A 24,641-nucleotide genomic window follows, 5' to 3' on the forward strand; every position below is an offset into this window, starting at 1 on the left:
AGCGATGATCGCGGTGGCGAGCGTCGCGAGTACAAGCCGCGTGATGACCGCAGCAGTGAGCGTCGCGAGTACAAGCCGCGTGACGACCGTGGCGGCTACCAGCCCCGCGACAACCGCACCAGCGAACGCCGCGAATACAAGCCGCGCGATGATCGCGGTGGCGAGCGTCGCGAGTACAAGCCGCGTGATGACCGCAGCAGTGAGCGTCGCGAGTACAAGCCGCGTGACGACCGTGGCGGCGAGCGCCGTGAATACAAGCCGCGCGATGACCGTGGCGGCGAGCGTCGCGAGTACAAGCCCCGCGATGACCGTGGTGGCTACCCGCCGCGTGACAACCGCACTGGTGGCGATCGGCGTGACTCCCGTCCGCGTGACGATCGCGGTGGTTACCCGCGTCGTGACGACCGTGGCGGGCCCCGTCGAGATGACCGGCGTGACGATCGCCGCGACGACCGCAAGGACGTCAAGCGCGACGAGCGGAGCCGTGACCGGGCCGCGAGGTTCCAGGACCGGGTTTCGCAGACCGGCGAGGCCGGCAGCGACGCGGCCGTCGAGTCGGCCGCACTCGCCGAGGGCACGGTCGCGGTCAATGGCAAGTCCGTTGACGCCGTCGGTTCCGGCACCCCTGCTGTCCTGGAGTCGGTGAACTCGTCCGACCAGGACGCCGCCGCCGACGCCACCGACCAGGACGCGGTTGCCGTTCGAGACGACGACTCGGATGACGTCTCGGATGCAGTTCGGGACGACAGCGACGACGACAACGACGAGCAGGACGACGAGCAGCAGGACGACGTCGATGACGCGTCCGACGAGCTCGACGACGACTCGGACGACGTCCCTGACGTCGACGATGTCGACGCGGTGGATCGGGATGGCGACAACCGCGCGGACCGTGAAGACCGCGAGGACTCGGGGCAGCGGCCGGACGAGGTCGGGGAGTACACCCGGGCTCGTGCGCCGGAGGTGCCCGAGGACGCGGACATCTCCATCCTCGACCCCGCCGTGAAGCAGGAGTTGCGCGGTCTGCCCAAGGGGCTCGCCGAGATCGTCGGACGGCACCTCGCCGCAGCCGGGCTTTTGATCGACAGCGAGCCCGAACTCGCCCTGGAGCACGCTCGCTACGCGCGCACCAAGGCCGCACGGGTCGGTGTGGTGCGGGAAGCGGCCGGGCTCACCGCCTACTACGCCGGTGAGTGGGCGGAGGCCCTGTCCGAGCTGCGTGCGGCCCGCCGCATGACGCACGGCGCGGGGCACCTCGCCGTCATGGCCGACTGCGAGCGCGCCCTGGGCCGTCCCGAGCGGGCCATCGAGCTCGCCCGCGAGGCGCAGGGGGTCGCGCTGGACCCCGACGACGCGGTGGAGCTGCGGATCGTCGCGGCCGGCGCTCGTCGGGACATGGGGCAGCTCGACGCGTCCGTCGTCGCCCTCCAGGGGGACGACCTGGACCCGAAGCGGCGCGACCCGTGGAGCGCCCGGCTGTTCTACGCCTACGCCGACAACCTCGCGGCGGCCGGTCGCACCGAGGAAGCCGTGAAGTGGTTCCTCAACGCCGCCCAGGCCGACGACGACAACGAGACCGACGCCGCCGAGCGGGCGTTCGACCTCAGCCCCCAGGACTGACTTCCCAAGACCGGTCCCGGGGCTCGGCCCCGGTGTAGCCGGTGGGGCAGGATTGACCGGGACAGTGGCCCGTCCGATCGCGGGCGGGCCACTGTCGTGTCCGGATGTCCGAACGACGGGGGACCCGTGCTACTCGACCGCTACGACGCGCTGCTGCTGGACCTCGACGGCACGGTCTACCGGGGCCGGGACGCCGTGCCCGGCGCGGTGGAGGCGGTGGCCGCCGCCCGCGCCCGGGGGATCGGCATCCGGTTCGTCACCAACAACGCCTCGCGGTCGCCGCAGGACGTCGCCGACCACCTGACCGAGATCGGTTTCGAGGCCGCCCTGGACGAGGTGAGCACCAGCGCGCAGGCGGCGGCCTCGATGCTGCCCGACCTGGTCCCCGAAGGTTCGGCCGTCCTCGTGCTGGGCACCGACGCGCTCGCCGACGAGGTGCGCCGCTGCGGGTTCACGCCCGTGCGCGTCGCCGAGGGCGTGGCCGCCGTGGTGCAGGGGCTGTCCCAGGACCTCGGCTGGCGCGAGCTCGCCGAGGCCGCGCTGGCGATCCGGGCGGGCGCGCGGTGGGTGGCCTGCAACGTCGACGCGACCCTGCCGACCGAACGCGGTCTGCTGCCGGGCAACGGTTCGCTGGTCGCCGCGCTCACCACCGCGACCGGGGCCGAACCGCTGGTGGCCGGCAAGCCCGCGACCCCGCTGCTGGAGCAGGCCGCGAAGTCGCTCGGCGCGCAGCGCCCGCTGGTCGTCGGCGACCGGCTGGACACCGACATCCTCGGCGCGGTGAACGCCGGACTGGACTCGCTGCTCGTCCTCACCGGGGTGTCGACCGAAGCCGAGGCCGCGAAGTTGCCGGCGCGCCTTCGGCCCACCTACGTAGCGGCGGACCTGTCGGTCCTCGATCGGCTACCGTGAAACGGTGAACTTCGAAGTTCCCCTCCCCGGACCGCCGCGTGATCCGGTGGACGGCATCGACGCCGCGCTCGCCGCGCTGGACGGGCTGGAGCGGCTCGACGTGGCCGAGCACGTGGCCCGGTTCGACGCCGCGCACACCGCCTTGACGGCCGCGCTGGCCGGCATCGACAAGGTCTGATCCGGTGCCGCGCAGGGCTCGGCTGGACGCCGAACTGGTTCGTCGCGGGCTGGCCCGGTCACGGGAGCACGCGAGCCAACTCGTCACCGACGGGCGGGTGACCATCCGGGGCACGGTCGCGACGAAACCCGCGACCGCCGTCGAACTGGACACCGCGCTGGTGGTGCGCGAGACCGACGACCCGAACTGGGCGTCGCGCGGCGCGCACAAGCTGGTCGGCGCGCTGGCCGCGTTCCCCGACATCACCGTCGGGGGCCGGCGCTGCCTGGACGCGGGCGCGTCCACCGGCGGTTTCACCGACGTGCTGCTGCGAGCCGGCGCGCGCCAGGTGGTCGCGGCCGACGTGGGCCGGGGTCTGCTGGACTGGCGGTTGCGCACGGACGACCGGGTCGTGGTGAAGGACAAGACCAACGTGCGGGCGCTGACGCCCGAGGACATCGGCGGTCCGGTCGACCTGGTGGTGGCCGATCTCTCGTTCATCTCGTTGAGGCTGGTGCTGCCCGCGCTGGCCGCGTGCCTCGACGAGGGAGGTGACCTGCTCCCGATGGTGAAACCGCAGTTCGAGGTCGGCAAGGAGCGGTTGGGTTCGGGCGGTGTCGTGCGCGATCCGGAGCTGCGCGGCGAGGCCGTGCTGGAGGTGGTGGCCGCTGCGGCGGCGATCGGGCTGCGGCTGCACGGCGTGACCGCGAGTCCGCTTCCCGGCCCGTCCGGCAACGTCGAGTTCTTCGCCTGGCTGCGCCGGGGCGAGCCCTTGGACGTGGTGGCCGCCGGTGCGCTCGTGCGCACCGCCGTCGCGGAAGGCCCCCGATGACCGGGGCCGAGCCGGCAGGGACCGGCGTGAGCGGTGCCGCGCCGGCCGCCGGCGGGGCGACCGTGGCCGGGCGGAGCGGGGACCGGGAGATCCTGCTCGTCGTGCACACCGGCCGGCCGAGCAACGTGCTGGTCGCGCAGGAGGTGGCGCAGCGGTTCGCGGCGGCCGGGGTGCGGCTGCGGGTGCTCAAGGACGAGGCGGCCGAGCTCGACCCGTCGTGCTACGCCCAGGTCGTGACCGCCGACGACGCCGCCGCCGAGGGCACCGAGCTGGTGTTCGTGCTCGGCGGTGACGGCACGCTGCTGCGCGCGGCGGAACTGGCGCGCGCGGCGGGCGTCCCGGTGCTCGGGGTGAACCTGGGCCGGGTCGGGTTCCTCGCCGAGGCCGACTCCGACGCGCTGTTCGAGGCGATCAACCACGTCATCGAGCGCACCTACGAGGTCGAGGAGCGGATGACGGTGGACATCACCGCGTCCGTGGACGGCGAGGTGCTGGCGGGCACGTGGGCGCTCAACGAGGCGAGCGTCGAGAAGAGCTCGCGGGAACGCATCCTGGACGTCGTGGTGGAGGTCGACGGCCGGCCGGTGTCCGCGTTCGGCTGCGACGGCGTGCTGGTGGCGACCCCGACCGGGTCCACCGCGTACGCGTTCTCCGCTGGCGGGCCGGTGGTGTGGCCGGACGTGCACGCGCTGCTGGTGGTGCCGTCGAACGCGCACGCGCTGTTCGCCCGGCCGCTGGTGGTGTCGCCGACGTCGGTGGTCGCGCTGGAGATCGACCCGGGCGGGCACCCGGCGGTGCTGTGCGCGGACGGGCGGCGGACGGTGGTGCTGCCGGCGGGCGCGCGGGTCGAGGTCAGGGGCGGCGCGACGCCGTTGCGGCTGGTCCGGCTGCGCGAGGGGCCGTTCACCGACCGGCTGGTGGAGAAGTTCTCGCTGCCCGTGCAGGGGTGGCGGGGTCCGCTCGCCGAATAGAACACGTGTTCGCCCGACACTCCCACCCGAACGCACCAGCAGGGCCGCGCGCCCAGTAGTGTGCGCGCTGTGTTGGCCGAGATGCGCATCCAGGGCCTCGGTGTGATCGACGAGGCCACCCTTGAACTCGCTGCGGGCTTCACCGTCGTGACGGGTGAGACCGGTGCTGGCAAAACCATGGTCGTCACGGGCCTCCACCTGCTCGGTGGCGGCCGTGCGGAGGCGTCCCGCGTGCGCACCGGCGCGGACAAGGCGGTGGTCGAGGGGCGGTTCCACGCCCCCGCCGGCAGCCCGGCCGCGAAGGTCGCCGAAGAGGTCGGCGGCGAACCCGACGACGACGGCAGCGTCATCGCCATCCGCACCGTCGGTTCCGACGGCCGGTCCCGCGCCCACCTGGGCGGCCGGTCCGTGCCGGTCGGCGTGCTGGCCGAGCTGGCCGAGCAGCTCCTCGCCGTGCACGGGCAGAACGACCAGCTCAGGCTGCTGCGGCCGACCGAGCAGCGCGCGGTGCTGGACCGCTTCGCGGGTGACGACGTGGGCGCGCCGCTGCGCAAGTACCAGAAGATCCGCGACGAGTGGCTGAAGGTCGCCGCCGAGCACACCGAGCGCACCGCCCGGGCGCGCGAGCTGGCGCGCGAGGCCGAGCTGCTGCGGCACGGACTGACCGAGATCACCGCCGTCGACCCGAGGGCCGGCGAGGACGTCGAGCTGCTCGACGAGGCGCGCCGGCTGGCCGACGCGGACCAGTTGCGCGAAACCGCCTCCGGCGCGCAGTACGCGGTGGCGGGTTCGCCGGACGGCGACCCGGACACGCCCGGCGCGCTCGGCCTGATCGGCGAGGCCCGCCGCCGGCTGGGGTCGTCGGAGGACCCGAAGCTGCGCGAGCTGGAACCCCGGCTGGTCGAAGCGGAAACGCTGCTGACCGACGTGGGCGCGGAGATCGCGTCCTACCTGGAGCACCTGGACGCGGACCCGGCGCGGCTGGAGCACGTGCTGGCGCGGCAGGCCGAGCTGAAGGCGTTGACCCGCAAGTACGCCGCCGACGTGGACGGCGTGATCGCGTGGGCCGCCGACGCGGCGTCCCGGCTGGCCGGGCTGGACACCTCGGACGAGGCGCTGGCGGCGCTGGCCGCCCGCCGTGACGCGCTGGCCGTCGAGCTCGCGGGCTACGCCGAGCAGATCACCGCCGAGCGCACGACCGCCGCCGCGGAGCTGGGCAAGGCGGTGTCCGAGGAGCTGACCGGGCTGGCCATGCCGCACGCGAACATCGAGGTCGTGGTCCGGCCGAGGGCCGCCGAAGCGGGTGACCCGCAGTCGATCACGGTCGGCGGCCGGACGCTGCACGCCGGCGCGTCCGGCGTGGACGACGTGGAGCTCCGGCTCATCGCGCACCCCGGCGCGCCCGCGCTGCCCGTGCACAAGGGCGCGTCCGGCGGTGAGCTGTCCCGGGTGATGCTCGCGCTGGAGGTCGTGCTCTCGCACTCCGACCCGGTGCCCACGCTGGTGTTCGACGAGGTCGACGCCGGTGTCGGCGGTCGGGCGGCGGTCGAGGTCGGGCGGCGGCTGGCCAGGTTGGCGCGCAGCCACCAGGTCATCGTGGTCACCCACCTGCCGCAGGTCGCCGCCTTCGCCGACCGGCACCTGGTGGTGGACAAGACCGCCGACGGGATACTCACCCGGTCCGGCGTGCGGGTGCTCGACGAGTCGCAGCGCGTGGTCGAACTCGCGCGGATGCTGGCGGGCATGGATTCCACCGACACCGGCCGCGCGCACGCCGAGGAGCTGCTGGCCGCCGCGAAGGCGGACAAGGTCAGCGCTCCGGTGGTGCGGCGAAAGAAGAAGAAGTGAGCCGGAGGGCGCTGGGAGTCCTCCTCGCGGCCATCGCCGCCGCGACCTCGGTGTCGGCGACGTTCCTGCCGCTGAGCTGGATCGGGACGTCCCGGGGCGGTGACCGGTTCGGGCTTGTCACCACCGGCTGGGGCACCGACACCGCGCCGGCCACGATGGACGGCATCGGGCCGCAGGCCCAGATCGGCGTGCCGATCGTGATCGCGGCCGTCCTGCTGGTGCTCGCCGCGGCCCTGGTCCACCTGCCCGCGCACCAGCGGTTGGCCGGCCGGTACACGGCGGTCGCCGCGACGGCGCTGCTGATCGGGTCGGTGTGGACCACGTTCATGACCGTCTCGGCGAGGCTGTCACCGAACTCGCAGGACGAGCGGCTCACCATCACCTACGAGTACGGCGCGGGGATGTGGCTGCTGGTGGCGGCGTGCGTCGTGGCGATCGTGGCTACGGTGTACCTGCACGCCCGGCCCCCGGTCCGGACTCCGGCTCCCGGGGGCGTGATCGTGCACCGGCTGGACGACGACGTGGACGCCGACACCGACACACCGCCGTTCGGCATCTCGGTGCCGGTGCTGCCCGAGAACCACCTCGGCCAGGCGGCCCCGCCTGCGGGTCCCGATCCCGGTGCGGCTTCGCCGGAGCGGACGACGTGACCCGGCGCGTCCTGGGCGTGGCGGCGCTGCTGATCGCCGCCACGTTGGCGATCGTGGGCACGTTCCTGCCGCTGTACGAGCAGGTGTTCGACTTCGGCGAGACGCTGCCGATGAAGCTTGAGCAGTCTTCGTGGGGCGTGCGGCGCGAGAACGGTCAAGAGGTGCTCGGCGGGAAGACGCTCTTCGGCGTGCCGATGGTCGTCGGCGCGTTGCTGGTGGTGCTCGGCGCACTGCGTGCCGGCGCGCGGTGGGGCCGGCTGGCCGCCCTCGTCGGCTCGGTACTGCTGCTGGGCAGCACGTGGGCAGTCGCGCAACTCGTGTTCGCGCTCTGGTCGACGAAGTCCGACGGTGCCGTCCTGGCCATCCACGTGACGATCGGACTCGGGATCGTCGTGCTGTCGGTGGCGAGCGTGGTGGCCGTGGTGGGCGCGTTCCTCGTGCAGGAGTGGCCGCCGCGCGCACCCCGCCCCGAAGGTCCCGTGGTGTACCAGCTCGACGGCAACGACGACGACACGCCGCCGTTCGGCATCCCCGTCGCCGAGTTGCCCGTCTCGTCGTACGTGGACACCGGCACCCGCCCGGCGGACACCGGCACCCGGCCGACCGAGACCGTCACCCGCCCGGCGGGGGCCGGTCCTGAGGCGGGCGAGCCGGGAGGGCGAACCGGTCCGTGACGCGGAAGGCGCTGGGCGCGGTGGTGCTGGCCGTCGGTGCGGCGCTGGTGCTCGGCGGCTCGGCGCTGGAGCTGTACCGGCTGGACCGGCCCCACGCCCCCGGCTCCGGCGGGTTCGCGGTCACCTCGTGGAGCGTCGTGTTCCAGTCCGAGCGCACCCCGTCCAGCGGCCGGTCCAGCCCCCGGTGGGGGTACGCGCTCGTCGTGGCCGGTGTGTTGGTCGCATTCGCCGCCGTGGCCCAGTTCCGCTCCTCGCGGCTCGCGATCGCCGGTCGTCTGGCGGCGGCTCTCGCGGTCGGTTTGGCCGGGGCCACCACGTGGTCCGCGTACACCACGGTGACCACGCTGTTCGGTGGCGGCCGGGAGCCGTCGCCGAGGTTCCACTGGGTGATCGGTCCGGGCCTGTGGACGTTGGCCGCCGCGTGCCTGGTGCTCCTGGTCGGCACGGTGCTCGTCCAAGACTGGCCCGCACGCACCTCGTCCCCGCCCGAACACCCGCCCGAGGACCCGCCCCGACAGTCCCGATGACGGTGCGCCGCCGCCCGCCACCCAGGTCCCGAGAGCGGCCGATAGACACGCGCCACGATCGACGGTCGTTCGTACGGGCGAAGAAAACCACCCTACCGGGGGTAGTCCGTCCACTGTGGATCAATGACCTGATTGACCTGCCCCGACCGCACGGCGTGTTAGCCCGGAACCGGCGGCGTGGTGAGTCACCATCGGGCAATGAAGCTCTCCGGGTTGCTCAGCCGCACGAACCACGAACTGCCAGGTGTCACCGGCGTCGCGCGGGTCGATCGTCGGTCTGGTGACCTGCTGCGACGGCTCAGCCCCGGCGACGTCGCCGTGCTGGACCACGTCGACATCGACCGCCGCACAGCCGAGGCGCTCCTCAGCGCCGAGGTCGTGGGCGTGGTCAACGCGTCGCCGTCCATCTCCGGCCGGTTCCCCAACCTCGGGCCCGAACTGCTCGTGGAGGCGGGCGTCCCGCTGATCGACGGCGTGGGCACCGGGGTGCTGCGGGAGCTCAAGGACGGCACCAAGCTGCGGCTGCACGACGGTGCGATCTACGTGGGCGACAAGGAGGTGGCGCGCGGCGTCGAGCAGAACGCCGAGTCGGTCGCCGACTCGATGATCGAGGCGAAGGCCGGGATGGCCGCGCAACTGGAAGCGTTCTCCGCCAACACCATCGAGTTCCTGCGCCGCGAGCGCGCCCTGATCCTCGACGGCGTCGGCGTGCCCGAGGTGTTCGTCCCCGTGCGCGGCCGGCAGGTGCTGATCGTCGCGGGCGGCTCCCGGCACGCCGACGAGCTCCGGAAGCTGCGCCGGTACATCCGCGAGTACCGGCCGGTGCTGGTCGGCGTCGACGCGGGCGCGGACACCCTGCACGACGCCGGGTACAAGCCGGACATCATCGTCGGCGACCCGGACGGCATCGGCACCGCGACGCTGAAGGCCGGCGCGGAGGTCGTGGTGCCCGCGCAGACCGACGGCCACGCGCCCGGTCTGGAGCGCATCCAGGACCTGGGGATCGGTGCGGTGACCTTCCCCGCGACCGGCAACGCCGAAGACCTGGCGCTGCTGCTGGCCGAGGCGCACGGCGCGTCGCTCGTGGTGACCGTCGGGCTGCGCGCGGGGTTGCGCGAATTCCTGGACCGGGGGCACTCGGGGTCGAACCCGTCGACGTTCCTGACCAGGTTGAAGCTCGGCAGCAAGCTGGTGGACGGCGAGGCGGTCGCCGCGCTGCACCGGAGCCGGGTGTCGTTGGGGGTGATGTTGCTGCTGGTGCTCGCCGCCGTGGTGGCCATGGTGGCGGCGCTGGCGGTGTCCGGGGTGGGGCAGGCGTACGTCGACGTGGCGGTGGACGGTTTCTGGTCCGCCGTCGACTGGTTCAAGGGGTTGTTCTCATGATCTCGATGCGCTACCACATCGTCTCGATCACCGCCGTGTTCCTGGCGTTGGCCGTGGGAGTGGTCCTGGGCTCGACCGCGATCAGCAGCCGGCTGCTGTCGGGGTTGACCGACGACAATTCTTCGTTGGGCGAGGAAGTCGCGGATTTGCAGGCTTCGCAGAACGGCCTGAACGCGAAACTCGCCGACGCGGACCGGTTCGCGACGTCGATCGGGCCGTTGGCGGTGAAAGGTCTGTTGGCGGATCGGACGGTGGTTCTGGTGACCACCGGGGACGCCGAGCCGGATGAGCGCGACGCGGTGGTGGAATTGCTGCGGTCGGCCGGGGCGACGATGACCGGTGAATTGCAGTTGACGGATGCGTTCGCCGATCCGAAGAAGGCCGACCAGTTGCGCGACCTGGTGGCCCGCCTCCAGCCCGCCGGGACCCAGTTGCCGACCGGCGGCGACCCGGGGACGCGGGCGGGCGGGTTGCTGGGGGCGCTGCTGCTGCTGAACAAGGACACCAACCAGCCGCAGGCGACGCCGGACGAGACCACGGCGGCGCTGGCCGGCCTGTCGTCGGCCGGTTTCGTGAAGCAGGGCCAGGGATTGCGCCCGGCACAACTGGCCGTCGTGTTGACCGGCGGTGCGGTGGCCGGCGACTCGGCCGGTGACCGTGCCGCGACGGTGGCCAGGTTCGCGACCCAACTCGACCGCTCGGGCGCGGGCGCGGTACTGGTCGGCGGCGAGGGTTCGGCAGACGGCACCGGCGCGGTGGGCGTGGTCCGAGCGGACACGGCGGCGACGTCGGTCCTGTCGACGGTGGACAACATCGACACCGCCGCCGGGCGGGTCGTGGCGGTGCTGGCATTGCGGGAACAGTTGGAGGGGAAGTCCGGGAGGTATGGCGTGGCGGGGAATGCGGAAGCCCCGGCACCGGGGGCAGCGGGGTAGGGTGGGAATGGTGGAGGCGGGAATGGTGTGACACGTACAAACATCACACCATTCGGTGATGGGCCTGGAAATTCGGCACCAAGTGAGCGGCCTGTTCGTTGCCGTAAATAAACGGACGCGCCCTGCGGCATCCGACGCCTGCCCCGCCCGATACTGCCCAATCCTGTCGTAGCCCCCAACCCCCGCACACCCTTGGAACTCCGTCTCGACCGGACTCCACCCCGACCGGACTCCGCTCTGCCAGACTCCGTCTCAACCGGACTCCGCTCTGCTGGACTCCGCTCTGCCTCGGGCAGGCGGGGGCTCTGCCTCGGACAGGCAGGAGGCGGTTCGGCCGCGATCATGACCACTACCGCCGCCTGTCGCCCGTGGCCCGTGGCCCGTGGCCTGTCGCCGGTGGCCTGTGGCACCGCTCCCCTCCGATGAACCTCCCGCCCGCTCCATCCCCGACCAGGTAGCCGGCCGTCAGGCAGGCGATCTCCGATCTGCTGGCCAGCCGTCGGCGGGCCGGACGACCTACGGGCCGCCGAGTGACTGGGCCGTCGAGTGACCGGGTTGTCGAGTGGCCGGCAACCGAATGATCTGGGGATCGGGTGTACGGGCGGGGGAGGGGTGGGCGAGGAGGTGGTGAGGGGAGTGGGTCAGGAGTGAGGGTCAGGAGTGTGAGGCAGGAGTGTGAGGGTCAGGCACCTACGTAGGCGGCCAGGTGTTGGCCGGTGAGGGTGGAGCGGGTTGCCACCAGGTCGGCCGGGGTTCCTTCGAAGACGATTCGGCCTCCGTCGTGGCCTGCTCCCGGGCCCAGGTCGATGATCCAGTCGGCGTGTGCCATGACCGCCTGGTGGTGTTCCACGACGATGACCGACTTGCCCGAGTCCACCAGGCGGTCGAGCAGGGCCAGCAGTTGTTCCACGTCCGCCAGGTGGAGGCCGGCGGTCGGCTCGTCCAGCACGTAGATCCCGCCCTTCTCGGCCATGTGGGTGGCGAGTTTCAGGCGCTGCCGCTCGCCGCCGGACAGGGTGGTGAGCGGCTGGCCCAGGCTCAGGTAGCCGAGTCCGACATCGGCCAGCCTGCCCAGGATCGCGTGCGCGGCCGGGGTTCGGGTTTCGCCGGTGCCGAAGAACTCCTCGGCCTCGGTCACCGACATCGCCAGCACCTCGCTGATGTCGCGCCCGCCGAAGTGGTGGTCCAGCACCGACGCCTCGAACCGCTTGCCCTCGCACTCCTCGCACGTCGTCGCGACGCCCGCCATCATCCCCAGGTCCGTGTAGACGACCCCCGCGCCGTTGCAGTGCGGGCAGGCCCCTTCCGAGTTCGCGCTGAACAGCGCCGGCTTCACGCCGTTGGCCTTCGCGAACGCCTTGCGGATCGGGTCCAGCAGGCCCGTGTAGGTCGCCGGGTTGCTGCGGCGCGAGCCTCGGATCGCACCTTGGTCCACCGAGACCACCCCCTCGCCCGCCGGGATCGACCCGTGCACCAGCGAGCTCTTCCCGGAACCCGCCACGCCGGTCACCACGACCAGCACCCCCAGCGGGACGTCGACGTCGACGTCGCGCAGGTTGTGCGTCGACGCGCCACGGATCTTGAGCACGTCGGTGGACGTGCGGACCTCGTCCTTGACCGACGCCCGGTCGTCGAAGTGCCGGCCGGTGACCGTGTCGGACGCCTTCAGGCCCTCGACGGTGCCCTCGAAGCAGACCGCGCCGCCGCCGGCACCGGCTCCCGGTCCCAGGTCGACCACGTGGTCGGCGATCGCGATCGTCTCCGGCTTGTGCTCCACCACCAGCACCGTGTTGCCCTTGTTCCGCAACCGCAGCAGCAGGTTGTTCATCCGCTCGATGTCGTGCGGGTGCAGGCCGGTGGTGGGCTCGTCGAACACGTACGTCACGTCGGTGAGCGACGACCCGAGGTGGCGGATCATCTTGACGCGCTGCGCCTCGCCGCCGGACAGCGTGCCGGACGACCGGTCCAGCGACAGGTAGCCCAGACCGATCTCCACGAACGATTCCAGCGTGTGCCGCAACGTCGTGAGCAGCGGCGCGACCGACGGTTCGGCCAGGCCGCGAACCCACTCGGCCAGGTCGCTGATCTGCATCGCGCACGCCTCGGCGATGTTGATCCCGGCGATCTTCGACGACCGGGCCCCTTCGCTGAGCCGGGTGCCGTCGCACCCGGGGCACGTGGTGAAGGTGACCGCCCGTTCCACGAACGCCCGGATGTGGGGCTGCATCGACTCCTTGTCCTTGGCCAGGAACGACTTCTGGATCTTCGGGATCAACCCCTCGTAGGTGAGGTTCACCCCGTCGACCTTCACCTTGACCGCGTCCTTGTGCAGGAAGTCGTCGAGCTCCTTCTTGGTGTACTCGCGGATCGGCTTGTCCGGGTCGACGAAACCGGACTCGGCGTAGACCCGCACCGTCCAGAAGCTGTCGGACTTCCACCCGGGGATGGTGAACGCGCCCTCGGCGAGCGACTTGGAGTCGTCGTAGAGCTGGGTGAGGTCGATGTCCGACACCGACCCCCGGCCCTCGCAGCGCGGGCACATGCCGCCGGTGACGCTGAAGCTGCGCCGTTCCTTCGTGGTCCGGCCGCCGCGCTCGACGGTGACCGCGCCGGCTCCGCTGATCGAGGCGACGTTGAAGGAGAACGCCTGGGGCGAGCCGAGGTGGGGCTTGCCGATCCGGCTGAACAGGATGCGCAGCATGGCGTTGCTGTCGGTGGCGGTGCCGACCGTGGAGCGCGGGTCGCCGCCCATCCGCTGCTGGTCGACGACGATCGCGGTGGTGAGCCCGTCGAGCACGTCGACCTCGGGGCGGGCCAGGGTCGGCATGAAGCCCTGCACGAACGCGCTGTAGGTCTCGTTGATCATCCGCTGGGACTCCGCGGCGATCGTGCTGAACACCAGTGAGCTCTTGCCGGAGCCGGAGACGCCGGTGAACACCGTCAGCCTGCGCTTGGGGAGCTCGACGCTGATGTCCTTGAGGTTGTTCACGCGCGCGCCGTGCACGCGGATCAGGTCGTGGCTGTCGGCCTCGTGCGGTTCGGCCGGCTGGGGGTTCGTCTTCCGGGCCATGCTCGTCGGGTCTCCATCCGGTCGGGCGGGGTCGCGGTGCCGGTCCTCCGGGAACCGGGGCCGGGGCCTGTGCTCAGCGGCGGCGGCGCGCGGCCACCGCGTTCAGCGCAGCTCCTGGGTTCAGCGCAGCTCCTGGATCCGGACCAGGTTGCCGGCGGGGTCGCGGAACGCGCAGTCGCGGACGCCGTACGGCTGGTCGGTCGGTTCCTGGACGACCTCGGCGTCGCCGGACTGGAGCCGCGCGAACGTGTCGTCGAGGTTCTCGGTGGCCAGGTTGATGGCGGCGAAGGTGCCCTTGGCCATCATCTCGGCGACGGTGCGGCGCTCCTCGGCGGTGATGCCGGGGTCGGCGGCCGGCGGATGCAGCACGAGGGACGTGCCGGGCTGGCCGGGCGGGCCGACCGTGAGCCAGTGCAGCCCGCCGTACTCGACGTCGTCGCGGACCTCGAAGCCGAGGGCGTCGCGGTAGAAGGCGAGGGACTCGCCGGCGTCGTTGTGGGGGAGGAATGCCTGGTGGATGGTGATGTCCATGGCGGCAACCCTAGGTCGGGGCCGGGGGCCGTGCTTCTCGATTCCTGACCGGTCGGGTCACCTGCTTCGCCACGCACGCCGGCATCCCGTCGGTCGCCCGCGCGGCCTGGCTCCGGTAGGTGCTGGGCGGCACGCCGACCAGTTCGGTGAAGCGGGTGCTGAAGGTGCCCAGCGACGAGCAGCCGACGGCGAAGCAGACCTCGGTGACGCTGAGGTCACCGCGCCGCAGCAGGGTCATCGCGCGTTCGATCCGCCGGGTCATGAGGTAGCCGTAAGGCGACTCGCCGTAGGCACTGCGGAATTCGCGGCTGAGGTGTCCGGCGGACATGTGCGCGCCACGGGCGAGCGCTTCGACGTCCAGCGGCTGCGCGTACTCGCGGTCGATCCGGTCGCGGACGCGCCGCAGCCGCGCGAGATCGCGCAGGTGATCCGCGGGTGTTTTGCTCGCCACGTGCGCGATCGTGCCACACCACGGGCCTGGTGGGAGGGGGTGCGTGGAGGACCTCCGGGTCTCGTGCCACGCGGTCCCGCACGCGGTCGGACACGCCCCGCGACCGGTCCGCTGCGGCCTGTTCGGACCGGGGGGAGGGTGTCGGACGAGTCCGAACGGGGCTAGGCCATCTGAGTGATGGTTCAAGGGACCACCAGCGCGCTCGGTGACCGGTGGCGTGTTAGCGTTAGGGCCCGTGGACAGGGCCGGTTGCCCTGCGGAACATTCAGACCACGGGGAGCCTCCTTGGTGCTTCAGGCACGTACGACCAAGCACGTTTTCGTCACCGGGGGCGTGGCCTCCTCCCTGGGCAAGGGACTCACCGCGTCGAGCCTCGGCCAGTTGCTGACCGCCCGGGGCCTGCGGGTGACCATGCAGAAGCTGGACCCGTACCTCAACGTGGACCCCGGCACCATGAACCCCTTCCAGCACGGCGAGGTGTTCGTCACCGACGACGGTGCGGAGACCGACCTCGACATCGGCCACTACGAGCGGTTCCTCGCCCGGGACCTCTCGGGGGACGCGAACGTCACCACCGGCCAGGTGTACTCCGAGGTGATCGCCAAGGAGCGGCGCGGCGAGTACCTCGGTGACACGGTCCAGGTGATCCCGCACATCACCGACGAGATCAAGCGGCGGATCAGGGCCATGGCCGAGCCCGACGCGGACGGGGTCGTGCCCGACGTCGTCATCACCGAGGTCGGCGGAACGGTGGGCGACATCGAGTCGCTGCCGTTCCTCGAAGCCGCCCGCCAGGTCCGGCACGACGTGGGCCGCGACAACGTGTTCTTCCTGCACGTGTCGCTGGTCCCGTACCTCGCGCCGTCCGGTGAGCTCAAGACCAAGCCCACCCAGCACTCGGTGGCCGCGCTGCGCAACATCGGCATCCAGCCCGACGCCATCGTGTGCCGCGCGGACCGGGAGATCCCGGACGCGCTCAAGCGCAAGATCGGCCTGATGTGCGACGTCGACACGGAGGCCGTGGTCGCCGCGGTCGACGCGTCGTCGATCTACGACATCCCCAAGGTGCTGCACGGCGAAGGGCTCGACGCCTACGTGGTGCGCCGGCTCGACCTGCCGTTCCGCGACGTCGACTGGACGGTGTGGGGCGACCTGTTGCAGCGGGTGCACAACCCGTCCGAGCGGGTGCGGATCGGGCTGGTCGGCAAGTACGTCGACCTGCCGGACGCGTACCTGTCGGTGACCGAGGCGCTGCGCGCCGGCGGGTTCGCCCACCGCGCCAAGGTCGAGGTCGTCTGGGTGCCGTCCGACGAGTGCCAGACGCCGTCCGGCGCGGCGCACGCGCTGGCCGGTCTCGACGGCGTGCTGATCCCCGGCGGGTTCGGGGTGCGCGGCATCGAGGGCAAGATCGGCGCGATCACCTACGCGCGCACCCGGGGCATCCCGTTGTTGGGGCTGTGCCTGGGGTTGCAGTGCCTGGTGATCGAGGCGGCGCGCAACCTCGCGGGCATCACCGACGCCAACTCGGCCGAGTTCGACGAGTCCGGGTCGCCGGTGATCAGCACGATGGCCGACCAGCAGGACGTGGTCTCCGGGCAGCGCGACATGGGCGGCACGATGCGGCTCGGCGCGTACCCGGCGAAGCTCGTGCCCGGCTCGCAGGTGGCGCGCGCGTACGGCACGGCCGAGGTGTCCGAACGGCACCGCCACCGCTACGAGGTGAACAACGCCTTCCGGGACGAGCTGGGCAAGGCCGGGCTGGTGTTCTCCGGGACCTCGCCGGACGGGCGGCTGGTCGAGTTCGTCGAGCTGCCCGAGGACGTGCACCCGTTCTTCGTGGCGACCCAGGCGCACCCGGAGCTCAAGAGCCGGCCGACCAAGCCGCACCCGCTGTTCGCCGCGTTCGTGAAGGCGGCGCTGGACTACCGGCTCGCCGACCGGCTGCCGCTGCCCGAGACGGCGGGGGTGGCGAAGTGAGGCACGAGTTCGCGACCGTGTCCACGCGGGACGTGCACATCGGTCGGGTCGTCGGCCTGCGGGTCGACGAGGTCGTCATGCCGGACGGCGACACCGCGTCGCGCGAGGTCGTCGAGCACCTCGGCGCGGTCGCGGTGGCGGCGGTGGACGAGGACGGCCTGGTGACGTTGATCCACCAGTACCGGCACCCGCTGGGCAAGCGGCTCTGGGAGCTGCCGGCCGGGTTGCTGGACTCGCCCGGGGAACAGCCCGTGGAGGCGGCCCGGCGGGAGCTGATGGAAGAGGTCGGGCTCGCGGCGGCGGAGTGGGTGACGCTGGTCGACGTGGCCGCGTCGCCGGGGTTCACCGACGAGGTGGTGCGGGTGTTCCTCGCCCGGGGGCTGTCCGACGTCGATCGGGAGCTGATGGGCGAGGAGGAGGCGGACCTGGAGGTGCGGCGGGTCCCGCTGGACGACGCGGTGGCGATGGCGCTGGCCGGCGAGATCGTGAACGGCGCGGCGGTCGCGGGCGTGCTCGCGGCGCAGGCCGTGCTGGCGGGGCGGGCGCAGGGCCGGCCGGCCGACGCGCCGTTCGAGGACCGCCCGACGAGGTTCGCCGCCCGAGACCGTTGAGGGTGAGGTGCCGGTGCTGAGTCGGTGGTCGGGCTGAGTTGGTGGTCGGGCTGAGACGGTGGTCGGGCTGAGACGGTGGTCGGTTCGCCGCCCGCGAGGAGCTTCGCGGGCGGCGAACGCCGGGTCTGTCGGAGGCTGAACGCACGACTCGCCCGACCTGCCGAGTCTCGGCGCGGGAATCGGCCACGCCGGCGAGTCTCGGCGCGACTCGCGGGGGTCGGCGAGTTCCGGAGTGCGACTTGCCGGGATCGGCGAGTTCGGTGTGCGACTCGCCGAGTGGAGGGCCGCGACTCGCTCGTGCGGGCGAGTCGGCGGCTGTGGCGTGTTGGCTGCGGTGTGTTGCCTGCGGCGAGTCGGCGGCTGTGGCGGGTCGGGTGGGGGCGTGCGGGACACTGGGGGCATGGGTGTTCGGGGTCCGGTCGCGGTCGCGGTGGCGGCCGTGGGTGCCGGGGTGGGGTTGCTGTTCTTCGACCCCAACGGGCCCGGGTCGTTCTGGCCGCCGTGCCCGCTCTACGCGTTGACCGGCATCCAGTGCCCCGCCTGCGGGTCCACCCGGATGGTGCACGCGCTCCTGCACGGCGACCTCGCGGGCGCGTGGCAGCTCAACGCCGTGATGCTGGTGGCCGGTCTCCCGCTGCTCGCCTGGCTGTGGGTGCGCTGGTTCCGCTCCGCGCGCCGCGACGAGCGAACGCCACCACTGCCCTCCGAGGTGGGGGTGCCGGTGGTGGCGCTCGCGGTGGTCTGGATGCTCGTCCGCAACCTGGTCGGGTGAACCCGCTCGGGTGAACCCGGTCGCGTGAATCTCGGCGCTAGTCGCGCAGCTTGCGGCCCTGGCCGTCGGTGCCGCCGTTGACCAGCAGGATGATTCCGTCGATCAACGACCAGATCCCGCACCCGCCGCAGGTCAGCAGTTGTGCGACGCCGATCCCGGTGTCGCCGATGTAGAACCGCCCGATGCCGAACGGCAGCACCAGTTGCAGCACGCCGGCCGCGATGCGCGACTTGTCCGACAGCGGTTGCCCGGTCAGCGGGTCGATGCCGAACGGCGCGTTCGGGGCGAAGCCCGGCGGCACGCCGTAGCCGGGGTCCGGGGCCCCGTACCCCGGAGCCGCGTACCCCGGGTTCGCGAACCCGGGCGCGGTGTACCCGGGCGGCGGGGTGGCGTAGTCGGTCGGTGGTGCGTAGTAGGTCTGCGGCGGGGGCTGCAACTGGGGGTGCGGCTGCGGCAGGTCGTGGAACAGGGCCATGAGCTCGGCGGCGGTCTCGGCGGACGTCGCGTAGCCGACCCGCTGCTCGTACTCGCCGATCTCCAGGCGGCCCGCCGCGAAGTGGTCGTTGAGCGCGCTGATGGCCGCTTCGCGCTGCTGGTTGCCGATGCGCACCTGGTGGGGTTCCGACACACCTCGAACGCTAACAGCCCGCGCCGCGCCGTTCAGCCGGAACCCGCCGGTCGACCTACGCTGACCTGGTGCTGGTCGGAATCCCTCGGGAGCTGAAGAACCAGGAACACCGGGTCGCGATCACCCCGGCGGGCGTGGTCGAGCTCGCCCGGCGCGGCCACCGGGTGCTGGTGGAGGCCGGTGCGGGGCGGGGGAGTTCCATCCCGGACGTCGAGTACGCCGCCGCCGGCGCGCACGTCGTGCCCGGCGCGGACGACGTGTGGGGTTCGGCCGAGCTGGTCCTCAAGGTCAAGGAGCCGGTCGCCGAGGAGTACCACCGGATGCGGCCCGGCCAGGTCTTGTTCACCTACCTGCACCTGGCCGCGGACGCCGGGTGCACCCGCGCGGTCGTCACGTCCGGCATCGACGCCATCGCCTACGAGACCGTGCAGCTCGCCGACGGCTCGCTGCCGCTGCTCGCCCCGATGAGCGAGGTCGCCGGGCGGATGGCCGCCCAGGTCGGCGCGCACTGCCTGGAGCGCAACGAGGGCGGGCGCGGCGTGCTGCTCGGCGGCGTCCCGGGCGTCCCGGCGGGCAAGGTCGCGGTGCTCGGCGCGGGGGTGGCCGGGCGCAACGCCGCCGCGATCGCGCTCGGGCTCCGGGCCGACGTGGTCGTGCTGGACACCGACGTCGACCGGCTGCGGCAGCTCGACGTCGCCTACCGGGGGAGCCTGCGGACCGTGGCGAGCAACGCCTACGAGGTCGAGAAGGCGTGCCGGTGGGCCGACCTGGTGATCGGCGCGGTGCTGGTGCCCGGCGCGCGGGCACCGCGCCTGGTGGACAACCACCTGGTGTCGACCATGCGGCCCGGTTCGGTGCTGGTGGACCTCGCGATCGACCAGGGCGGCTGCTTCGCCGACTCGCGCCCCACCACGCACGACGACCCGACGTTCCCGGTGCACGGCTCGCTGTTCTACTGCGTCGCCAACATGCCCGGCGCGGTGCCGCACACCTCGACGTGGGCGCTCGCGAACGTCACACTGCCCTATGTGATCGCATTGGCGGACAAGGGTTTTCGGCGGGCCGTGGCGGACGACCCGGCACTGGCCAGGGGCGTGAACGCGGTGCGCGGCACGATCGTGCGGGCCGAGGTGGCCAGGGCGCACAACCTGCCGCACGTGCCGCTGGCGCAACTGTGAGCGAGCCCACCGCGCGGGACGCGATCACGGCGTTCCTGAACCACCTGGCGGTGGAGCGCGGCACGTCCCGCAACACGCTCGACTCCTACACCCGCGACCTGCGCCGGTACGCCGGGCACCTGGACGCCCACGGCGTGGAGCGGCTCGCCGGCGTGACCGAGGCGCTGGTGGGCGACTTCCTGGCGGGCCTGCGCGAGGCCGGGCTGGCCGAGTCGTCGGCCGCGCGCACCCTGGTCGCGGTGCGCGGGCTGCACAGGTTCGCCCACCTCGAAGGTCTGGTGCCGGACGACCCGGCGCGCGCCGTGCGCCCGCCCACCCCGCCACGGCGGCTGCCCAAGGCGCTGCCGGTGGACGACGTGCTGCGGCTGCTGGACGTGCCCGGCACGCTGCGCGACCGCGCCCTGCTGGAACTGCTGTACTCCAGCGGCGCGCGGATCTCCGAGGTGGTGGGCCTGGACGTGGACGACGTGGACACCACCGAGCGGACCGTGCTGCTCGACGGCAAGGGCGGCAAGCAGCGGTTGGTGCCGGTGGGCCGCCCGGCGCTGGCCGCGCTGGAGTCCTACCTGGTGCGGGCCCGCCCGACCCTGGTGAAGCGCGGCACGCCCGCGCTGTTCCTCAACGCCCGGGGCGGCCGGCTGTCCCGGCAGACGGCGTGGCAGGTGCTCAAGACGGCGGCGGAACGGGCGGGCATCACCGCCGAGGTCTCGCCGCACACCCTGCGGCACTCGTTCGCCACCCACCTGCTCGAAGGCGGCGCGGACGTGCGGGTGGTGCAGGAACTGCTGGGCCACGCCTCGGTGACCACCACCCAGGTCTACACCCTGGTCACGGTCAACACGCTGCGCGAGGTCTACGCGACCGCCCACCCCCGAGCGACCGGAGGAACGTGAGGCTCCCACGGGTACTGTGGGGCAACCCACTTGGACGTCAGCCTTTCGGGTGACGTTCACGGGGGGTGACATCCTGCGGCCGACCACCTACGACACCACCCCACCCCGGACGCGACAAGCTGGAGGAGCCGTGCCGGTGCCGAACATCGACGAGCCGGAGCCCACCGACATCGGGCTGTGCGCGGTGCTGCACGCGCTGAGCGACCCCACCCGGCTGGCCGTCGTCCTCCAGGTCGACGCCGACGGTGAGCGCTGCTGCGGCGCGCTCGCGGTGGACGTCGCCAAGTCGACGCTGTCCCAGCACCTGCGGGTGCTGCGCGAGGCGGGTCTCACCCGGACCAGGGCGTGCGGCAACCAGCGGTGGGTCTCGCTGCGCCGCGACGACCTCGACGCGCTGTTCCCGGGGCTGCTCGACGTGGTGCTCAGGGCCGCTGATCGCAGCGCCGCCGTCCGTTGAGAACTGCTCGCCCGCGGTGCGGCGAGGCGCGTTGCCGGGGTCCGGCGGTGTGCCTAGGCTGCGCCCAGGCAGAGGACTAGGAATCGGGAAGGCGATGTCGACACCGGAACACACGGGCCCGTGGGGCGGATCTCCGCCGCCCGCACCACCGTCCGGTGTGCCGAGGGCGTCGGTCGAACTGAGCCTCGCCCCGCACGCCGCACCGAACGACGAGGAAGCCACCGAGCAGTCGGCGGGCGAGATGGGCCCCACCGGACGACCGCTGCGGTTGGTGGCCGAGCCGCCCCTGATCGCCCACCACGGCCCGGCGAAGATCCTGGCCGTCTGCAACCAGAAGGGCGGGGTCGGCAAGACCACGTCCACGATCAACCTGGGCGCGGCGCTGACCGAGTACGGCCGGCGCGTGCTGCTGGTGGACTTCGACCCGCAGGGCGCGCTGTCGGTGGGCCTGGGCGTGCACCCGCACCAGCTCGACCAGACCATCTACAACGTGATCATGGAACGCAACGTGACGGTCCGCGACGTGATCATGCAGACCACCGTCGAGGGCATGGACCTGCTGCCCAGCAACATCGACCTGTCGGCGGCGGAGATCCAGCTCGTGTCCGAGGTGGGGCGCGAGCACACCCTGGTGCGCACCCTGCGGCCGGTCATCGAGCACTACGACTACGTGCTGGTCGACTGCCAGCCCTCGCTCGGGCTGCTCACGGTCAACGCGCTGGCGGCGGCGGACGGCGTCCTCATCCCGCTGGAGTGCGAATTCTTCAGCCTGCGCGGCGTGGCCCTGCTGATAGACACCATCGAGAAGGTCAGGGAGCGGTTGAACCCCAAGCTGGAGATCACCGGCATCCTCGCCACCATGTACGACCCGCGCACCCTGCACTCCCGCGAGGTGATGGCGCGGGTGGTCGAGGCGTTCGGCGAGGTCGTGTTCGACACGGTGATCAACCGCACCGTCCGGTTCCCGGAGACGACCGTCGCCGGCGAGCCGATCACCCGGTGGGCACCCCGCTCGGCGGGCGCGAAGGCCTACCGCGCACTGGCGCGCGAGGTGATCGCCCGGTGACCCGTCGCCCCTCGCTGCCGGGCGCGGCCGAGCTGGTCCGCCGCACCGGCCCGCCGGCCTTCGACGCCGGGCCCGCGCGGCCGTCGGACGAGGAGCTGCTCACGCCGGCGCACGGCGGGGACTCGCTGCTGGTCCGCGGGTTGCGCGAGCGGTGACCGGCGGTCGACCAGTCGCCGGGACCCCTGCCCGACCACCCGCCGACGAGCCCGTCGCGGACGGGCGCTTCAAGGTCAAGCTGACGAACTTCGAGGGTCCGTTCGACCTGCTGCTCCAGCTCATCTCGCAGCACACCCTGGACGTCACCGAGGTGGCGTTGCACCAGGTCACCGACGACTTCATCGTCTACATCCGGGCGCTGGGCGACGGCTGGGACCTCGACGAGACGACCGAGTTCCTGGTCATCGCGGCCACCCTGCTCGACCTCAAGGCGGCCCGGCTGCTGCCCGCCGGCGACGTGGAGGACGAGGACGACCTGGCGCTGCTGGAGGCGCGGGACCTGCTCTTCGCGCGGCTGTTGCAGTACCGGGCGTACAAGCAGGTCGCGGCGCTGTTCGGGGAGCTGGAGCAGGGCGCGTACCGGCGCTACCCCCGCTCGGTGGCGCTGGAGGAGCGGTACGAGGGGCTGTTGCCCGAGGTGATGCTCGGGGTGGACGCCCGGCGGTTCGCCGAGATCGCGGCCGCCGTGTTCCGGCCCCGGCCGGTCCGCACGATCTCCACCGACCACGTCCACCAGCACCGGGTCTCGGTGCGCGAGCACGCCGGGCTGCTGCGCGCGCTGCTCGCCGAGCGCGGGACCATGACCTTCGCCGAGGTGGTGGCCGGGTGCACCGAGACGATGGAGGTCGTGGCCCGGTTCCTCGCGCTGCTGGAGCTGTACCGGGAGAAGGCGCTGGCGTTCGACCAGCCCGACCCGCTGGGCGAGCTGCGGATCACGTGGGTCGGCGGCGAGGTCGAGGACGCCGGGGCGCAGGCCCGGGACGAGGACGAGGAGTACGGGTGACCGAGCCGGGAACCACAGCCGGGCGGACGGCCGCCGAGCCGTCCGCCGACCGGACCGCCGCCGACCGGACCGCCGCCGACCTCGCCGCCGCCGGCCGGGCAGCCGAGCGGGCCGCGGTCGACCGGGCGGTGGACGACGGCTTGTTCCCCGCGCCGGTGGCCGCCGACGCGGCGGACGAGGCGGGACCCGAGCCGGTGGAGGGCCTGCCCGACCTCACCGACGACCGGGAGTTCGAGGGCGCGCTGGAATCCGTGCTGCTCGTCGTGGACTCCCCGATCGACGAGAAGCAGCTCGCCGGCGTGTTCGAGCAGCCCGTGAGGCGCGTCACGAAGGCGCTGCACGCGCTCGCCGCCCGGTACACCGAGCGGCGCAGCGGTATCGACCTGCGTAGAATCGGCGACGGCTGGCGGTTCTACACGCGGGACCGCTTCGCGCCGTTCGTGGAGAAGCTGCTGCTCGACGGGCAGCGGGCCAAGCTCACCCGAGCCGCCCTGGAGACCCTCGCCGTCATCGCCTACCGGCAGCCCGTGACCCGGGCGCGGATCGCGGCGGTGCGCGGGGTGAACGTCGACGGGGTGATCCGCACGCTGGTCGCGCGCGGGCTCATCGCCGAGACGGGTACCGACGCCGACACCGGTGGTCTCCTGTACCGCACGACCGAACTGTTCCTGGAGCGGTTGGGGCTGTCGTCACTGGACGACCTGCCGCCGATCGCCCCCCTGTTGCCCGAAGTGGATGCGATCGACGATGTCTGACCAGGGACCCGAAGGGATTCGGCTCCAGAAGGTGCTCGCCAAGGCGGGTATCGCCTCTCGACGTGTGGCCGAGGAGTTGATCGACCTGGGCCGCGTCCAGGTCGACGGCGAGGTGGTCCGCGAGCAGGGCCGCCGGATCGACCCGGAGACGGCGGTGGTGCACGTCGACGGCGTGCGCGTGGTGCTCAAGGACGACGTGGTCACGCTGGTGCTGAACAAGCCGCGCGGCGTGCTGTCCACGATGCACGACGAGACGCACCGCCCGTGCGTCGGCGACTACCTGGCCAACCGCAAGGAGCGGCTCTTCCACGTCGGCCGGCTGGACGCGGACACCGAAGGCCTGCTGCTGCTGACCAACGACGGCGACCTGGCGCACCGCCTGATGCACCCGTCCTACGGCGTGTCCAAGACCTACCTGGCCGAGGTGCCGGGCCCGGTCGCGAAGGACGTCGGCAAGCGGTTGCGGGCGGGCATCGAGCTGGAGGACGGGCCGATCAAGGTCGACTCGTTCAAGCTGGTCTCCTCCGCGCCCGGCCGGGCGCTGGTGCAGGTCGTAATCCACGAGGGCCGCAAGCACATCGTGCGCCGGCTGCTCGAAGCGGTCGGTCACCCGGTGGACCACCTGGTGCGGACGGCGGTGGGCGAGGTGCTGCTGGGCAACCAGCGCCCCGGCTCGATGCGGGTGCTCAACCGCCAGGAAGTCGGCTCCCTCTACAAGGCCGTCGGGCTCTGATCCGCCGGGG

Annotated in this window: 27 protein-coding genes; 22 read left to right on the forward strand and 5 right to left on the reverse strand. The window is 72.4% G+C overall.

Annotated elements, in window-relative coordinates; translation table 11 throughout:
* A partial coding sequence (locus tag AB0G01_RS26695) for a hypothetical protein (protein ID WP_360950443.1) occupies positions 1–1,059 on the reverse strand: 1,059 nt, incomplete at its 3' end.
* Here AB0G01_RS26695 and AB0G01_RS26700 point away from each other — a divergent pair.
* From AB0G01_RS26700 to AB0G01_RS26750, 11 genes are all read left to right on the forward strand, one after another.
* On the forward strand, positions 1,003–1,620 hold the full coding sequence (locus AB0G01_RS26700; RefSeq protein ID WP_360950446.1) for a hypothetical protein: 618 nt from the start codon (positions 1,003–1,005) through the stop codon (positions 1,618–1,620). The genes AB0G01_RS26695 and AB0G01_RS26700 overlap by 57 nt on opposite strands.
* A 126-nt stretch (positions 1,621–1,746) precedes the next feature.
* Positions 1,747–2,532 carry an HAD-IIA family hydrolase gene (locus AB0G01_RS26705; RefSeq protein ID WP_360950449.1) on the forward strand — a complete coding sequence of 262 codons (786 nt, stop codon included), beginning with the start codon at positions 1,747–1,749 and terminating at the stop codon, positions 2,530–2,532.
* Between the two features lie 4 nt (positions 2,533–2,536).
* Positions 2,537–2,710: a hypothetical protein gene (locus AB0G01_RS26710; RefSeq protein WP_360950452.1), complete on the forward strand. Its 174-nt coding sequence runs from the start codon at positions 2,537–2,539 to the stop codon at positions 2,708–2,710.
* A 4-nt stretch (positions 2,711–2,714) separates the two neighbouring features.
* Positions 2,715–3,521 carry a TlyA family RNA methyltransferase gene (locus AB0G01_RS26715; protein WP_360950455.1) on the forward strand — a complete coding sequence of 269 codons (807 nt, stop codon included), beginning with the start codon at positions 2,715–2,717 and terminating at the stop codon, positions 3,519–3,521.
* Between the two features lie 89 nt (positions 3,522–3,610).
* On the forward strand, positions 3,611–4,492 hold the full coding sequence (locus tag AB0G01_RS26720) for an NAD kinase (protein WP_360951051.1): 882 nt from the start codon (positions 3,611–3,613) through the stop codon (positions 4,490–4,492).
* 69 nt (positions 4,493–4,561) lie between these two features.
* Positions 4,562–6,340: a DNA repair protein RecN gene (gene recN, locus AB0G01_RS26725; protein ID WP_360950458.1), complete on the forward strand. Its 1,779-nt coding sequence runs from the start codon at positions 4,562–4,564 to the stop codon at positions 6,338–6,340.
* Entirely contained in the window at positions 6,337–6,990 is a 654-nt protein-coding gene (locus AB0G01_RS26730) for a hypothetical protein (protein WP_360950461.1), read from the forward strand. Before recN ends, AB0G01_RS26730 begins: the two co-directional genes overlap by 4 nt.
* Positions 6,987–7,664: a hypothetical protein gene (locus tag AB0G01_RS26735; protein ID WP_360950464.1), complete on the forward strand. Its 678-nt coding sequence runs from the start codon at positions 6,987–6,989 to the stop codon at positions 7,662–7,664. The genes AB0G01_RS26730 and AB0G01_RS26735 overlap by 4 nt, the downstream gene beginning before the upstream one ends.
* Positions 7,661–8,191, forward strand: coding sequence for a hypothetical protein (locus AB0G01_RS26740; RefSeq protein WP_360950466.1), 531 nt, complete (start codon positions 7,661–7,663; stop codon positions 8,189–8,191). Before AB0G01_RS26735 ends, AB0G01_RS26740 begins: the two co-directional genes overlap by 4 nt.
* Positions 8,192–8,389: 198 nt before the next feature.
* Positions 8,390–9,574 (forward strand): putative cytokinetic ring protein SteA, encoded by a 1,185-nt coding sequence (steA, locus tag AB0G01_RS26745; protein ID WP_360950469.1) that lies wholly within the window; start codon positions 8,390–8,392, stop codon positions 9,572–9,574.
* Positions 9,571–10,509, forward strand: a complete 939-nt coding sequence (locus tag AB0G01_RS26750) for a copper transporter (protein WP_360950472.1) — start codon at positions 9,571–9,573, stop codon at positions 10,507–10,509. Before steA ends, AB0G01_RS26750 begins: the two co-directional genes overlap by 4 nt.
* Positions 10,510–11,191: 682 nt before the next feature.
* On the opposite strand, the gene AB0G01_RS26755 is transcribed toward AB0G01_RS26750, so the two are convergent.
* The 3 genes from AB0G01_RS26755 to AB0G01_RS26765 form a co-directional block, all read right to left on the reverse strand.
* Positions 11,192–13,579 (reverse strand): excinuclease ABC subunit UvrA, encoded by a 2,388-nt coding sequence (locus tag AB0G01_RS26755; protein WP_360950475.1) that lies wholly within the window; start codon positions 13,577–13,579, stop codon positions 11,192–11,194.
* A gap of 120 nt (positions 13,580–13,699) precedes the next feature.
* The gene (locus AB0G01_RS26760; RefSeq protein WP_360950478.1) at positions 13,700–14,110 is read right to left on the reverse strand and encodes a VOC family protein; all 411 of its coding nucleotides are present in this window, start codon (positions 14,108–14,110) and stop codon (positions 13,700–13,702) included.
* Positions 14,111–14,120: 10 nt separating this feature from the next.
* A complete protein-coding gene (locus AB0G01_RS26765; protein ID WP_360950481.1) occupies positions 14,121–14,561 on the reverse strand; it encodes a helix-turn-helix transcriptional regulator in 441 nt (146 codons plus the stop codon).
* Positions 14,562–14,846: 285 nt separating this feature from the next.
* On the opposite strand from AB0G01_RS26765, the gene AB0G01_RS26770 reads away from it, so the two are divergent.
* The 3 genes from AB0G01_RS26770 to AB0G01_RS26780 all read left to right on the forward strand — a co-directional run bounded on the left by AB0G01_RS26770 (position 14,847) and on the right by AB0G01_RS26780 (position 17,921).
* Positions 14,847–16,538, forward strand: coding sequence for a CTP synthase (locus tag AB0G01_RS26770; RefSeq protein ID WP_360950484.1), 1,692 nt, complete (start codon positions 14,847–14,849; stop codon positions 16,536–16,538).
* On the forward strand, positions 16,535–17,149 hold the full coding sequence (locus AB0G01_RS26775; protein WP_360950487.1) for an NUDIX hydrolase: 615 nt from the start codon (positions 16,535–16,537) through the stop codon (positions 17,147–17,149). The genes AB0G01_RS26770 and AB0G01_RS26775 overlap by 4 nt, the downstream gene beginning before the upstream one ends.
* A gap of 400 nt (positions 17,150–17,549) precedes the next feature.
* Positions 17,550–17,921 carry a DUF2752 domain-containing protein gene (locus tag AB0G01_RS26780; protein ID WP_360950490.1) on the forward strand — a complete coding sequence of 124 codons (372 nt, stop codon included), beginning with the start codon at positions 17,550–17,552 and terminating at the stop codon, positions 17,919–17,921.
* A gap of 37 nt (positions 17,922–17,958) precedes the next feature.
* Here the strand turns inward: AB0G01_RS26780 and AB0G01_RS26785 are convergent, their stop codons facing one another.
* On the reverse strand, positions 17,959–18,549 hold the full coding sequence (locus tag AB0G01_RS26785; protein ID WP_360950493.1) for a DUF1707 domain-containing protein: 591 nt from the start codon (positions 18,547–18,549) through the stop codon (positions 17,959–17,961).
* A 68-nt stretch (positions 18,550–18,617) separates the two neighbouring features.
* On the opposite strand from AB0G01_RS26785, the gene ald reads away from it, so the two are divergent.
* From ald to AB0G01_RS26825, 8 genes are all read left to right on the forward strand, one after another.
* Positions 18,618–19,727 (forward strand): alanine dehydrogenase, encoded by a 1,110-nt coding sequence (gene ald / locus AB0G01_RS26790; RefSeq protein WP_360950496.1) that lies wholly within the window; start codon positions 18,618–18,620, stop codon positions 19,725–19,727.
* Positions 19,724–20,620, forward strand: coding sequence for a site-specific tyrosine recombinase XerD (gene xerD, locus AB0G01_RS26795; RefSeq protein ID WP_360950499.1), 897 nt, complete (start codon positions 19,724–19,726; stop codon positions 20,618–20,620). Before ald ends, xerD begins: the two co-directional genes overlap by 4 nt.
* 136 nt (positions 20,621–20,756) lie before the next feature.
* Positions 20,757–21,077, forward strand: coding sequence for a metalloregulator ArsR/SmtB family transcription factor (locus AB0G01_RS26800; RefSeq protein WP_360950502.1), 321 nt, complete (start codon positions 20,757–20,759; stop codon positions 21,075–21,077).
* Between the two features lie 241 nt (positions 21,078–21,318).
* Positions 21,319–22,143, forward strand: a complete 825-nt coding sequence (locus AB0G01_RS26805; protein ID WP_360951054.1) for an AAA family ATPase — start codon at positions 21,319–21,321, stop codon at positions 22,141–22,143.
* Positions 22,140–22,298 carry a hypothetical protein gene (locus AB0G01_RS26810; RefSeq protein ID WP_360950505.1) on the forward strand — a complete coding sequence of 53 codons (159 nt, stop codon included), beginning with the start codon at positions 22,140–22,142 and terminating at the stop codon, positions 22,296–22,298. Before AB0G01_RS26805 ends, AB0G01_RS26810 begins: the two co-directional genes overlap by 4 nt.
* Positions 22,299–22,378: 80 nt before the next feature.
* Positions 22,379–23,143 (forward strand): segregation/condensation protein A, encoded by a 765-nt coding sequence (locus tag AB0G01_RS26815; protein ID WP_360951057.1) that lies wholly within the window; start codon positions 22,379–22,381, stop codon positions 23,141–23,143.
* Entirely contained in the window at positions 23,140–23,898 is a 759-nt protein-coding gene (scpB, locus tag AB0G01_RS26820; RefSeq protein WP_360950508.1) for an SMC-Scp complex subunit ScpB, read from the forward strand. Before AB0G01_RS26815 ends, scpB begins: the two co-directional genes overlap by 4 nt.
* The gene (locus AB0G01_RS26825) at positions 23,891–24,631 is read left to right on the forward strand and encodes a pseudouridine synthase (RefSeq protein ID WP_360950511.1); all 741 of its coding nucleotides are present in this window, start codon (positions 23,891–23,893) and stop codon (positions 24,629–24,631) included. Before scpB ends, AB0G01_RS26825 begins: the two co-directional genes overlap by 8 nt.
* Positions 24,632–24,641: the final 10 nt, after the last annotated feature.

The organism is Actinosynnema sp. NPDC023587, from assembly GCF_040640215.1.
Lineage (GTDB): Bacteria > Actinomycetota > Actinomycetes > Mycobacteriales > Pseudonocardiaceae > Actinosynnema.